This is a genomic window from Flagellimonas pelagia (assembly GCF_003584135.1).
Lineage (GTDB): Bacteria > Bacteroidota > Bacteroidia > Flavobacteriales > Flavobacteriaceae > Flagellimonas > Flagellimonas pelagia.
Genome location: NZ_QXFI01000033.1, coordinates 197,650 through 210,196, shown reverse-complemented (window position 1 = coordinate 210,196; position 12,547 = coordinate 197,650). Strand labels below are relative to the sequence as shown.

The window sequence follows — 12,547 nt, the reverse complement described above, 5'->3', positions numbered from 1 at the left end:
TAATTGCTGTGAATTAAGATTTTTCTCTTATCAAAATTTCATCGATCATCCCGTATTTCTTGGCCTCTTCCGCCTTCATCCAATAATCACGGTCACTGTCGTCATAGACTTTCTCAAAAGTCTGGCCAGAATGTTTGGAGATGATCTCATACAATTCGTCTTTGATCTTCAATACCTCTTTGGCTGCGATTTCAATATCACTGGCCTGGCCTTGGGCACCTGAAAGCGGTTGGTGGATCATCACCCTGGAGTGGGGCAATCCACTTCTTTTGCCTTTTTGTCCCGCGCAGAGCAGTACGGCAGCCATGGAGGCGGCTATACCAGTACAAATGGTGGCCACATCGGGCTTGATGAATTGCATGGTATCGTAAATGCCCAATCCGGCATACACACTTCCGCCAGGGGAATTGATGTAAATCTGGATGTCCTTGGAGGCATCTGCGCTTTCCAAAAAGAGCAACTGTGCCTGTACAATGTTGGCCACTTGATCGTTGATTCCCATTCCCATGAAAATGATACGGTCCATCATCAATCTGGAGAAAACATCCATCGTGGCAACGTTTAACTGTCTTTCCTCAATGATGTTTGGGGTCATGTTCATAGGGTACATGCTGCTCATGATCTGGTCATAGTGCATGCTGTTTATACCGTGATGCTGGGTAGCATATTTTCTAAATTCTTTTCCGTAATCCATAGGATATTACTCGATTTATCTTAAAAAAAAGGTGCCGAAAAAATAGCTTTTCGGCACCGTAAAGATACTTATTTTTCTTTTAGCAGACTAGCTGTATGCCTCCTTGATGAAGTCGTCATAAGATACTTCCTTCACCTTAAGGTTGGCCTTCTCTTTGTAAAGGTCCAACAATTTTTGGCTCATCAACTGTTCTGAAAGTCGTTTTACCTCATCTTGGTTGCTCATCACCCGAACGGCAATGTTCTCCAATTCCTCTTCCTTGGGGTCCATATGGCCGTACTGTGCCATTTGGGACTTGATGAACCCTTTGGCGAATTCCTTAAGCTCATCAAACTGTACTTGAAGGTTGTTCTCTTGAATGATCTTACCTTCGATCAATTGATAACGAAGACCTTTTTCCGACCTTTCGAATTCTTCATTGGCCTCATCATCAGAAAGCATTTGCTCCCCACTCACTTGGATCCATTTTTTCAAAAACTCTGCCGGGAGTTCAAACTTGGTATCGTCGATCAATCTCTCTGTGATGTCATTCAATAACTTTTGATCGGATTGCTGCTCGAACTGTTTCTCGGAATCTTCCTTGATACGGTCTTTCAACTCTTTGGCCGATTTTACGTTGTCCTTGCCGAACAATTTATCGAACAACTCTTGATCCAATGGGGCTGGTTGTCTTTCGTTGATTTCCTCAATAGTGAAGGTAACCTCAGTGTTTAGGTTATCCGCCTTGTCCCGGCTGATGCCCAACGCACTGGACAAAAGGTAATCTTCCTTAAAAAGTCCTTTGGTGGAAAGGGTAACGGTGTCGCCCACTTTTTTTCCTGCCAAGGCATCCACAGCTTTTTTGGCTTTTACTTTATCTACTTCAATGGTAGTCTTGTTGTTGATGTCCTCGGCCTCGTTCACAAAAGTTCCGGTAACCTCGTCAGCTTTGCCCACTTCGGTTTTGGATACCAACTTACCATATTGCTTTTGGATACGTTCCACCTGATCGTCGATCATTTTTTTATCGGCCACGATCTTGTAGTGGGTCACGGCTTTTTTGGTTTTCAATTGTACCTCAAAGTTGGGGGCCAATCCCAATTCAAATTCGAAATCGAGATTATCGTTGTCCCAATCAAAATTTTCAGGTTGTTTGGGAAGTGGGTTGCCCAAAACATCCAATTTTTCCTCGGTAAGGTATTTGTTCAGATTGTCCTGAAGCAGTTTGTTCACCTCATCTACCAATACGGCCTTTCCATACTGTTTTTTGATCAGTCCCATGGGAACCTGACCTTTTCTAAAACCAGGGATATTGGCCTGCTTTCTGTAATCATTAAGGATTTTCTCTACCTTGTCCTGGTAGTCTTCTTTGCTTATGGCGACTTTTACAACTGCATTAAGATCGTCAATCTGCTCTTTAGTAATGTTCATCTCCTACCTAATTTGCTGTTCAAAAATGGGATGCAAAAGTAATGCATTTTTGGTTTGACAGCAACTTTTTAAACCCTTGAATTTCAAACCAAACGAATTCTATTGGTCTTCCTTCAAAATAGAATGCAAAATGGCCTGTAAAATGGACAACAACAAACTGAAAATAATGGCCCACCAGAAGTTGACGACCTGGAAGCCATCAATCAATTTTGCGGCAAATAGGATGATGATGGCATTGATCACCAGTAGAAAAAGTCCCAAGGTAAGTATGGTGATCGGTAGCGTTAAAATGACCAGTATGGGTTTTACCAAAAAATTGAGCAAACTCAATACCACGGCAACGATAATGGCCGTGACCATGGAATCTACACCTACTCCTGGGAGCACATAGGATAAAATAACGACGGCGAGGGCATTCAACAATAATCGTATTATAAGTTTCATAATCCTGTTTTTAGGGTTGATAGAATAAAAAAAGGCACCGTGCCTACGGTGCCCTTAAGATAATGAAATAATGTTTGTCTAGTTAATATAGAGTCCGGTATAATCCAATGGATTGACCATCGGTAAGTTGGACCCAAATTTTGTATTGATCGCAGTGGTAAATGCATTGGCGACAATTGCATAACCCCTAGGAGCTGGGTGAACACCGTCCAATGAAAATCCTCCACCTGTGGCAAAATCACTGGTCACTACACTGCCATCGGTTAATTGGACACCGGAGGAATTGATGGTGCCCAAGAGCGTGTTGACATCGACAAAAGCAAGGTCATAAGCAGATGCTAGGGCGGAAATGGTTACGTTGTAAGCATCTGTTGCCGTTTTAACCATCAACTGTTCTTCAGGGGTCAATACCCATTTGTCTGCCAATGGAACTGCCACGCCGTTGATGGATGTAGGATTGTTCGGATCGGCCAAGGTACCGATAAAGGAACTCGAGGTAAGCACCAAAAGGTCATCGGCCGTCGCCTGTCTCATATTGATCAAGGCTGGGTTATAGCCAGTAAGGTCAGTAAGATCCTCATCCATGATGACCACGGCATTACCTTCACCAGCAGAAAAGGAAATGGTTCTTTTAGCCAATTCTTCAGCAGTTATGATATTCAACGCCTGTAATTGTGCCAACCCTGCATTATAGGCTCCGTAAGCAGCCATACTGTTCAGGTAAGCAGCGGTTTCAGCATCCAATGGAATGGGATTGTATGGTACAGTGGAAAAATAGGGAAGGTCGGTTACATATGGGATGTTGGCAATGGCACCATTTGCGCCATTGGCCGTCAAGGTCTGCACAATACCGCTCATTACACTTGCATACACATTTGGATCAGTAATATCGGCCCTTGAATACGTGCTGGGGTCCAAATTTCCGGTTTGGTCAGTTCCTGCTCCTCCACCTGTGGCATACAATAGAACATCATTGGATCCAGCCCATAACGTAAAGAAAGTTGCCCCTTGGGCAGCGGCATCACCAATTACGGTGGCCGATTCGGAAGAAGAGAATCTTGCGAAATATGGATTTGCAGTGCCCATGGCCACTCCGGCCACGCTACCATAACCTGGAGCCAATAATTCATAACTCTTCGCCCCTGGTACTCCCATGTTGTTGAAAGATCCGGACAATTTGCTGGATACCTCGGTAGACCCCTGGCCCGATACTGCAACGGGTGCGGGGCCATCCGTGGTGAAGGCCAAAATAAGCCTGTTTCCGGCGATAGGTGTGCCTTGCAGGGTCATCCCTCCCAAATTATCCGCCATAAAGGGGATACTGAAAGAACCGCCTCCTGCCAACGCAAAATTGGTGGCCAACATATTGGGAAAAGAGGCTTCCTGGCCGGCTACGAAAAGTGCATTGTCCGAAAATCCTGCCGTAAGGGAGTTTCCTACCGCTACGTAATTGGAAAAATCTGCGGTTCCGGAAGTATATTCAACGGGCTCTGTTGTGTTGTCAATTGGGGTGGTATCGTCTTCACATGCAATCAAGAATAAGCCTAAGAAAGGGAGCAAGGCATAAAACTTTTTCATATCGAAAATCTGTTAGAGTTAGTTTATGTTAACTTTTATGGTAAAATCACAATAAACCAAATCTATATCAAATTTGTTATACAGGCAATTAAATGGACAAAAAAATTATGCATGCATAATAAAAAGGGTAAAATTTTAAGAATTTAGAAAAGCGAAGCTCTTTTCAAAAAACTGCTTGGGGTTTTCGGCGTGTAACCAATGCCCAGCATTGTCAATGGTTTCAATCTGTGCATTGGGGAAGTGTTTTTTGATTTCCGGATAATCGTTAGGCATGATATATTCGGACCGATCTCCTCTTAAAAATAGGGTAGGGCCATCGTAAATGGCCAAAGGGCCAATATTGTCGCCAATTTCTTCCATTTTATTCTTGAGGACGTCAAAATTAAAACGGAACCCTAATTTGCCCTGTTCCACCCAGTATAGATTTTTGAGCAAAAACTGACGTATGCTAAAACTTCTTAGGTACTGGGAGAGTTGTTCGTCCGCTTCCGTTCTGCTCGAAATATGTTCAAAATCCAATTTGTCGAGCGCATTAACGATATCCTGATGATGGGGTGGATAAAACTTGGGTGCAATATCGGCGACGATGAGTTTAGTGACCCTTTCCGGATGGGAGGTGGCCAAATGCATGGCCGTTTTTCCACCCATGGAATGCCCAAGCACAATTGCTGAATCCAAGTGGTGGTGGTCCATATAGTCGACGATATCTTGGGAAAGCAGTTCGTAATCAAAATCTGGGGAATGGAAACTTTTGCCATGGTTCCGTTGGTCAATCAAATGTACCTGAAATCCGTTTTCGGCGTATTGGGTGCCAAGGGTTTTCCAGTTGTCCGACATGCCCAAAAAACCATGTAGGATGATAAAAGGTTGTTCTTCGCCCAATATTTTTGAATGTAATATTTCCATTATTTCAATCTATGTAAGTACATGTTGATGACGTTTTCCAGTCCCAAATAAAGGGACTCGCAGATGAGTGCATGGCCAATGGAGACCTCCAGCAGGTTGGGGATGTGTTGCTTGAAAAATTGGATGTTGTCCAAACTCAGATCATGTCCAGCGTTAAGGCCAAGTCCAAATTTGTTGGCCGCTTCGGCAGCTTTTACAAAGGGTTCTACCGCTGCTTCCTTGTTACCTATGGCAAACTCGTGCGCGTAGCTTTCGGTATATAACTCGACCCGATCGGTACCGGTCAAGGCGGCAGCTTCTACCATTTTGGGGTCCGGATCTACAAAAATGGAAGTCCGTATGCCATTTTCCTTGAAGGTGTTGATCACATCTACCAAAAAGGTCTTGTGTTTAATAGTGTCCCATCCTGCATTGGAGGTGATGGCATCCTCTGCATCAGGCACCAAGGTGACCTGAGTAGGTTTTACCTCGAGGACCAAATCGATGAATTTGGGTACTGGGTTCCCTTCAATGTTGAATTCCGTGGTGACGATTTTTTTGAGGTCCCTGGCATCTTGGTAACGAATGTGTCGCTCATCAGGTCTTGGGTGAACGGTGATGCCCTCAGCTCCGAAAGATTCAATGTCCTGGGTGGATGTGATGAGGTTGGGCACGTTGCCGCCACGAGAATTCCGTAATGTTGCCAGTTTATTTATGTTGACGCTCAACTTTGTCATGAAGTTCTTTTTTAGATTGGCAAAAATAGGAATTAGGCACGCCTTTTGCCATTTAAAATTAGTATTTTGCACCTAATAACAGCGTTATGCACATCCAAGACCAAATTATAACCACAGTGCCTGTTTTTGAGGTTTCCGAAACCTTGAAGGAGGTGATCAAATTTTTTGAGGAGACCACATACTCCCATGTGGCCGTTACCGAAAGCGGGGTTTACCTTGGACTTTTGTCGGAGAATGATCTGCCCTGTTTCGAGCCAGAAAAATCCATAGAGGACTTCCGGTACGAATTGGATAATTTCTTTGTGACCAAGGAAACAGCCTGGTTGGATGTACTGGAGATGTTCTCCAGGAACGAGGCCAATATTTTGCCCGTTGTTGACGAAGACCAATTGATTTTGGGATATTATGATCTGGAGGATATTGTAAGTGTTTTTATCGACACACCTTTTTTTAAGGAACCAGGGACCATTTTGGTCATTTCCACGGGAATCAAGGATTATTCGTTCAGTGAGATTGCCCAAATTGTGGAAAGCAACAATGCCCGGCTGTTAGGGGCCTTCATCACCGATTCTGAAAATGATGTGGTACAGATTACCCTTAAGATCGGTACCCAGAGTATGAATGAGGTGGCCCAAACCTTTAGAAGGTATAACTACACTATAGTTTTTGGAAACAGTGACGATCAGTTCCTAGAAGATTTGAAACAACGATCGGACTATCTGGAAAAATATCTCAACGTATAGCATGAAGGTAGCCATTTACGGTCAATCTTTTCAGGAAGAGGACAAGTGTTGTGTGCAGGAGCTTTTGGAGGAACTCGAAAAGTTGGATGCGACCATTTATGTTGAGGAAAATTTCAACGCACTCGTATCGGAAGTCACAAAAGACCATATTGAAGGAGTATTTACGTCATCAAAAGGACTGGACTCCAGTTTTGATATGTTCGTGAGTTTTGGTGGCGATGGTACCATGTTACGTGCGGTGACCTATATTAAGGATTATGGAATCCCGATTGTTGGGGTCAACACGGGCCGATTGGGCTTTTTGTCCACCTTTAAAAAGGAAAATGTACGCAAGCTGGTCACAGAATTTGTGGCCGGGCACTATACTATTGAGGAGCGCACCTTGGTAGAGGTGGAACTAAATTCCGATCTGGATGAATTCAAAGGACTCAATTTTGCATTGAACGAGGTCACTGTAAGCCGCAAGGATACCACTTCCATGATTACGGTAGAAACCTGGCTGAACGATGAATACTTGACCTCTTATTGGTCCGACGGTCTTATCGTGTCCACACCCACAGGTTCTACTGGATACTCGCTCAGTTGCGGGGGACCGGTGATTGCACCCACAGCGAAATCCCTCGTACTTACGCCCATTGCACCGCACAACCTGAATGCACGTCCCTTGGTCATTTCGGATGACACCCAGATTAGGTTAAAGGTTTCAGGTAGGGAAAAGACCCATTTGGTCTCTTTGGATTCCAGGATTGCCGATATCCCGAACGGCAAGGAAATCCGAATCAAAAAATCGGATTTCACTATCAAGATGATCGAATACAAATCGGAAAGCTTCTTAAAAACACTTCGCAATAAATTGCTTTGGGGGGAGGATAAACGCAATTGAACTTGGGGCGAACAATAAATGGAGAGAAAAACTGTTTTACAAGGGAGAACAAATCTAACATTGTATCTATTGACCTTCCTTTACTCTTAAAACTTGAATTTTTTGGTTAGTATGCGGATAGTTTTGGCTGTATTTCTATGCTGTGTGATCAAGGTCAGTGCACAGACCTATGAAATTGGTTTGTTTGCCGGAGGTGCCAATATGGTGGGCGATGTGGGAAGGACCAATTACATTTTGCCATCGGGCCCTGCCTTTGGAGGCATCTTTAAATGGAACAAGGGAAAACGGTACGCTTGGAGAGGCAGTGTGCTCTATGGGCAATTTACCGCAGACGATACCAAATCCAGCATGCAATCGCGCCAGCAGCGGGCCTATGTGATGGACAATTCGATATTGGAGTTCTCCGCTGGACTCGAAATCAACTTCGTGGAATACAATCTTCACAAGCTCGGACCTGCCTTTACGCCCTATCTATACACGGGTTTGACCTACTTTAGGTACGATTTTAATTATTTTGATGCCCTCCAAGTGCAGGATATTAACCAAAAAGACGGTAGTTTTGCAATTCCAATGACGGTTGGGGCAAAATGCCGGTTAAGTCAGTTCCTCATCTTGGGGGCCGAAATTGGGGCCAGGTATACTTTTACGGACAATTTGGACGCAAGTAACCCAGAAGGTTCCAATTATGAGCAGTTCAGGTTTGGGAACATATTGAGCAATGACTGGTATGTGTTTACAGGTTTTACGCTGACGTATACCTTTGGACGCAAGCCCTGCCAGGATTGTTTTCAATAAATAATGCATACGCTAGAGGACCTAAACAAGGACAAACTTCCAAAACATTTGGCCATTATCATGGACGGTAATGGTAGGTGGGCCAAACAACGGGGCAAGCTTCGTGTGTTCGGCCATGAAAATGGTGCCGAGGCGGTAAAACGTACTGTGGAAGCCTGTGTGAAGCTTCAAATACAATATCTTACCCTCTATGCATTCTCCACAGAAAATTGGAACAGACCCAAAATTGAAGTGGATACTTTGATGAAACTTCTGGTGACCGCTCTGAAAAAGGAGCTCAAAAACCTGAAAAAGAACAATATAAGGTTAAAGGCCATCGGTAGAATGGAAACCCTGCCCGAAAAGGTCCACAAAGAACTTGCCGAAGTCATTGCGAAAACATCAAAAAATACGGGGATGACCGTTACCCTGGCATTGAGTTATGGCTCTCGGGAAGAGATAACATCGGCGGTTCGGGAGATTGCGGTCAAAGTTAAAAATAACATAATTTCGCCCGAAAATATTGACGAACAAGTTATAAATACACATCTTTACGCGCACTTTTTGCCTGATGTTGACCTACTTATACGCACTAGTGGCGAATGTAGGATCAGCAATTTTTTACTCTGGCAGATTGCATACGCCGAATTATATTTTATTGATGTATTTTGGCCCGATTTTAACGAGCAGCATTTGGTAGAGGCCATATTAAGTTACCAAAATAGAGAACGACGATTTGGAAAAACTAGCGAACAACTTAACTAAAGGTATTGATAACCTGATACCGGTTTATCTCAGAATTTTTCTTTCCGCAACATTTTTACTCTTGTCCGGAACAGGATTTGCCCAAGAAACCACCTTTGAGGATGGTAAGGAATATATTTTGGGCGGATTGACCGTCACCGGATTGCAAAGTTACAACGAGCAGACCGTTAAGACCTATACTGGTCTAAGGGTTGGTCAACCTATTAAAGTACCCGGTGACGAAATCAGTGCTGTCATAAAAAAGTTGTGGAGCTTGGAACTCTTTAGTAACGTAGAGATGTATTATACCAAGATCGAGGGTGACCAAATCTATTTGGAACTTCACATTTTGGAACGTCCCACCTTGAACAAGGTCACTGTTTATGGTATAAAAAAACGAAAGGTAGAGGATATCATCAACGATACCGACCTTAAAAAAGGTAAGAAGATTACCGAAAGCTTGATCGCCAACACCAAAAACTACCTTCAGAACAAGTACAAAAAACAAGGATACCTCAATGCCAAGGTCAATATTGCCACGGCAGCCGATACTTCTGGAACCAATGTCCAGAACATGGTGATCAATGTGAACAAGGGGGATAAGGTAAAGATCAGAAAGATCACCTTTGAAGGGAATGAGCAACTTTCCAATAAAAGACTGCGCAAATCCCTTAAGAATACCAAGAAGAAAAAATTGTTCCGTTTCTGGAAAAAATCAAAATACATTGCGGCCGATTTCGAAGAAGATCTATCCAATTTGGTGGACACCTATGCCGAAAGGGGCTATAGGGATGCCAGGGTGCTTTCCGATACCTTCGTAAAAGTGGACGAGCACAACATCGACCTAACCATAAAGGTGGAAGAAGGGGACAAATACTACTTTGGTAACATAGATTTTGTTGGGAATTCCGTTTACACTGATAGACAGTTGAGCCAAGTATTGGGCATCAAAAAAGGAGATACCTATAATGGGGTGTTATTGAAAGAACGCGTGGCGGACGACTCCAAGCCGGATGCTGTGGACTTGACGAACCTCTATCAGAACAATGGTTACCTATTTTCCAGCATTAACCCTGTTGAAGTTTCTGCGGTGAACGATACCATTGATTTTGAAATCAGGATCATTGAAGGTAAGGAAACCTACTTGGACCACGTTACCGTAAAAGGAAACGACAAGACCAATGACCACGTAATCTTTAGGGAATTGAGAACGCGTCCTGGCCAAAAATATAGCAAGGAAAATATTGTAAGGACCATCAGGGAATTGGGGCAACTTGGGTTTTTTGATGCCGAACAGATTGTGCCGGATATCCAGAACCCTGATCCAAATGCAGGAACTGTGGACATTGAATACAGTCTTGTGGAATCGGGCTCCAGCCAGATAGAATTGCAAGGTGGTTTTGGTGGGGGTGGTTTCATCGGTACTTTGGGACTTTCCTTTAGTAATTTCTCTTTGAAGAATATTTTTAATGGAGAGGCCTACAAGCCGGTCCCTATGGGAGATGGGCAGACATTTGCCCTTCGTTTACAGGCCAGTAGAACCTTTAGGGTATACAGTCTCAATTTCTCCGAACCATGGTTGGGAGGTAAGAAACCGGTAAGATTCAACCTGTCTCTCTCAAGAACGCAACAATTTGCTACAGGATATGATAGCAATGGTAGACTCGATGTGGACAAATCTAGGGGATTTGCCATCACTGGGGTTTCTGCAGGATTGGCCAAAAGAGTACAATGGCCCGATGATTTCTTCACCATTTCCCATGCGGCGAGCTACCAGTTGTATGATTTTAACAACTATAACAGCGGTTTGTTCAATTTTGGTAATGGTAGTTCTAACTCTTTAAGCTACACCCTCGGGATTTCTAGAAGTTCCCAAGGTCCGAGCAGGATATTCCCTATGACAGGCTCCAATTTTGAACTCACGGCCAAGTTTACACCACCGTATTCCCTGTTCAGTTCAAAGGATTACAAGCAGTTGAAGGAAGATATCAATTCCGCTACCGAAAGGCTTTATGAAATTGGATCCAGCCCTGATACGGTCGAGGAACAATTGGAATATGCCCAATTGAGTGATGATTTGGAGAGCATGGAAGAGGAACGCTTTAAGTTGTTGGAGTACTACAAAATCAAGTTCAAAGGAGATTGGTATACCACATTGGTGGATAAACTGGTGCTGCGAACCAATGCCGAATTTGGTTTCCTAGGGGCCTATAACCACGATATCGGGGATGTTCCTTTTGAGCGTTTTTATGTGGGAGGTGATGGCCTAGGAAACTTTACATTGGATGGTAGGGACGTAATCCAGTTGCGCGGCTATCAAAACCAATCTTTGACACCTTATATTACGAATGCCATTACCGGAAACCTTCAGCAGGATGGGGGAACGATATACAATAAATTCTCCATGGAACTTCGTTATCCACTTACGCTAAAACCCTCGGCTTCCATTTATGCCCTATCATTTTTAGAGGCTGGTAATGCCTTCAACAATTTTAATGACTATAATCCGTTTGAATTAAAAAGATCTGCCGGAGTGGGGCTACGTATTTTTATGCCGGCATTCGGACTCTTGGGGATTGATTTTGGTTATGGTTTTGATAGTGATGCCAGACCAGGATCTACAGGACCAAGTGGATGGCAAACGCACTTCATCATCGGGCAGCAGTTTTAATCAAAAGAAAATAGCGTCTTAGTGATTTATAAATAACTCATTTTAAATAATTTAGTTATTTTGGCACGATATTTTCTATATAAAATGCGGAATCAAAGATGAATACTAAAGTTCTTTTGTCATTAGCTGTTTTGATGACGTCCTTTTATGGGTTTTCCCAAACATCAAGAGGGGTGCGCATAGGATATGTGGACATGGAATATATCCTGGAGAATGTGGAGGAGTATAGGGATGCAACGGAGCAATTGAACATAAAGGCCCTGAAATGGAAACAGGAGATAGAGCTCAAACAAAGTGCCATTGAGCAGATGAAAAAGGATTTGATGGCCGAAAAAGTGCTCTTGACGGATGAACTCATTGCCGAGCGTGAAGAGGAAATCCAGATCTTGGAGAAGGAAATGTTGGATTACCAGCAGGACCGTTTTGGGCCACAGGGAGATTTAGTGTTGCAGAAACAACTATTGGTACAGCCGATTCAGGACCAAGTTTTCAATGAGGTACAAAAAATCGGTGCCAATAAAAGATACGATTTTATTTTTGATAAATCGGCAGATGTTGTAATGTTGTACTCCGAAAAACGGCATGATATCAGTGACTTGGTTTTAAGGGAAATAGCACGGACCCGAAAGGTGAGTGCCTCCAATAAAAAACAGGACCAAAAAAACCGTTTGGAGCAGTTCAAGGCCGATGAGGAAGAAGCCGACGAGGAAATAAGTGCGGCCCTCCAGGAAAGACAGGAACGAACCGATTCCATACAGCAGGCCAATACCAAGGCAGCTGAGGACCGGCGGACAGAACAGTTGAAACTAAGGGAGGAACGCAAGAAAGCCTACGAGGCACGGAGACAAAAATTATTGGAAGAGCGCGAGGCCAAACGCCAAGCCAAGTTGGAAGAGCGAAAAAGCACGCAGGAACAAGAAAAGGATTCAATACAGAATTAAATATTGAAGCACTAAATTTAAAATCAAAATAAGTAACTAAGAG

Annotated in this window: 12 protein-coding genes; 6 read left to right on the top strand and 6 right to left on the bottom strand. The window is 43.5% G+C overall.

Annotation, left to right across the window (positions count from 1 at the left end):
• Positions 1-13 precede the first annotated feature (13 nt).
• The 6 genes from clpP to D2V05_RS15040 form a co-directional block, all read right to left on the bottom strand.
• Entirely contained in the window at positions 14-694 is a 681-nt protein-coding gene (gene clpP, locus D2V05_RS15065) for an ATP-dependent Clp endopeptidase proteolytic subunit ClpP (RefSeq protein ID WP_119648420.1), read from the bottom strand.
• 87 nt (positions 695-781) lie between these two features.
• Positions 782-2,104: a trigger factor gene (gene tig / locus D2V05_RS15060; protein WP_119648419.1), complete on the bottom strand. Its 1,323-nt coding sequence runs from the start codon at positions 2,102-2,104 to the stop codon at positions 782-784.
• Between the two features lie 99 nt (positions 2,105-2,203).
• Positions 2,204-2,548, bottom strand: a complete 345-nt coding sequence (locus D2V05_RS15055) for a phage holin family protein (RefSeq protein WP_119648418.1) — start codon at positions 2,546-2,548, stop codon at positions 2,204-2,206.
• Between the two features lie 78 nt (positions 2,549-2,626).
• Positions 2,627-4,126, bottom strand: coding sequence for an SGNH/GDSL hydrolase family protein (locus D2V05_RS15050; RefSeq protein WP_119648417.1), 1,500 nt, complete (start codon positions 4,124-4,126; stop codon positions 2,627-2,629).
• Positions 4,127-4,261: 135 nt separating this feature from the next.
• Positions 4,262-5,032: an alpha/beta fold hydrolase gene (locus D2V05_RS15045; protein ID WP_119648416.1), complete on the bottom strand. Its 771-nt coding sequence runs from the start codon at positions 5,030-5,032 to the stop codon at positions 4,262-4,264.
• Positions 5,032-5,748, bottom strand: coding sequence for a pyridoxine 5'-phosphate synthase (locus D2V05_RS15040; RefSeq protein WP_119648415.1), 717 nt, complete (start codon positions 5,746-5,748; stop codon positions 5,032-5,034). Before D2V05_RS15040 ends, D2V05_RS15045 begins: the two co-directional genes overlap by 1 nt.
• 86 nt (positions 5,749-5,834) lie before the next feature.
• On the opposite strand from D2V05_RS15040, the gene D2V05_RS15035 reads away from it, so the two are divergent.
• The 6 genes from D2V05_RS15035 (at position 5,835) to D2V05_RS15010 (ending at position 12,504) form a co-directional block, all read left to right on the top strand.
• Complete coding sequence (locus D2V05_RS15035) at positions 5,835-6,491, top strand: CBS domain-containing protein (RefSeq protein ID WP_119648414.1); 657 nt, start codon at positions 5,835-5,837, stop codon at positions 6,489-6,491.
• A gap of 1 nt (position 6,492) precedes the next feature.
• On the top strand, positions 6,493-7,374 hold the full coding sequence (locus tag D2V05_RS15030; protein WP_119648413.1) for an NAD kinase: 882 nt from the start codon (positions 6,493-6,495) through the stop codon (positions 7,372-7,374).
• 111 nt (positions 7,375-7,485) lie between these two features.
• Positions 7,486-8,169, top strand: coding sequence for a type IX secretion system protein PorG (porG, locus tag D2V05_RS15025; RefSeq protein ID WP_119648412.1), 684 nt, complete (start codon positions 7,486-7,488; stop codon positions 8,167-8,169).
• Between the two features lie 3 nt (positions 8,170-8,172).
• A complete protein-coding gene (locus tag D2V05_RS15020; RefSeq protein ID WP_119648411.1) occupies positions 8,173-8,913 on the top strand; it encodes an isoprenyl transferase in 741 nt (246 codons plus the stop codon).
• The gene (locus D2V05_RS15015) at positions 8,885-11,563 is read left to right on the top strand and encodes a BamA/OMP85 family outer membrane protein (RefSeq protein ID WP_119648410.1); all 2,679 of its coding nucleotides are present in this window, start codon (positions 8,885-8,887) and stop codon (positions 11,561-11,563) included. The genes D2V05_RS15020 and D2V05_RS15015 overlap by 29 nt, the downstream gene beginning before the upstream one ends.
• Before the next feature lie 98 nt (positions 11,564-11,661).
• Positions 11,662-12,504, top strand: a complete 843-nt coding sequence (locus D2V05_RS15010) for an OmpH/Skp family outer membrane protein (RefSeq protein WP_119648409.1) — start codon at positions 11,662-11,664, stop codon at positions 12,502-12,504.
• Positions 12,505-12,547: the final 43 nt, after the last annotated feature.

Bases quoted from the DNA above. Each gene is read 5' to 3' on its own strand.
- D2V05_RS15035 (WP_119648414.1), top strand. From the start codon at position 5,835: ATGCACATCCAAGACCAAATTATAACCACAGTGCCTGTTTTTGAGGTT.
- D2V05_RS15030 (WP_119648413.1), top strand. From the start codon at position 6,493: ATGAAGGTAGCCATTTACGGTCAATCTTTTCAGGAAGAGGACAAGTGT.
- D2V05_RS15055 (WP_119648418.1), bottom strand. From the start codon at position 2,548: ATGAAACTTATAATACGATTATTGTTGAATGCCCTCGCCGTCGTTATT.
- clpP (WP_119648420.1), bottom strand. From the start codon at position 694: ATGGATTACGGAAAAGAATTTAGAAAATATGCTACCCAGCATCACGGT.
- D2V05_RS15050 (WP_119648417.1), bottom strand. From the start codon at position 4,126: ATGAAAAAGTTTTATGCCTTGCTCCCTTTCTTAGGCTTATTCTTGATT.
- tig (WP_119648419.1), bottom strand. From the start codon at position 2,104: ATGAACATTACTAAAGAGCAGATTGACGATCTTAATGCAGTTGTAAAA.
- D2V05_RS15040 (WP_119648415.1), bottom strand. From the start codon at position 5,748: ATGACAAAGTTGAGCGTCAACATAAATAAACTGGCAACATTACGGAAT.
- porG (WP_119648412.1), top strand. From the start codon at position 7,486: ATGCGGATAGTTTTGGCTGTATTTCTATGCTGTGTGATCAAGGTCAGT.
- D2V05_RS15020 (WP_119648411.1), top strand. From the start codon at position 8,173: ATGCATACGCTAGAGGACCTAAACAAGGACAAACTTCCAAAACATTTG.
- D2V05_RS15010 (WP_119648409.1), top strand. From the start codon at position 11,662: ATGAATACTAAAGTTCTTTTGTCATTAGCTGTTTTGATGACGTCCTTT.
- D2V05_RS15045 (WP_119648416.1), bottom strand. From the start codon at position 5,032: ATGGAAATATTACATTCAAAAATATTGGGCGAAGAACAACCTTTTATC.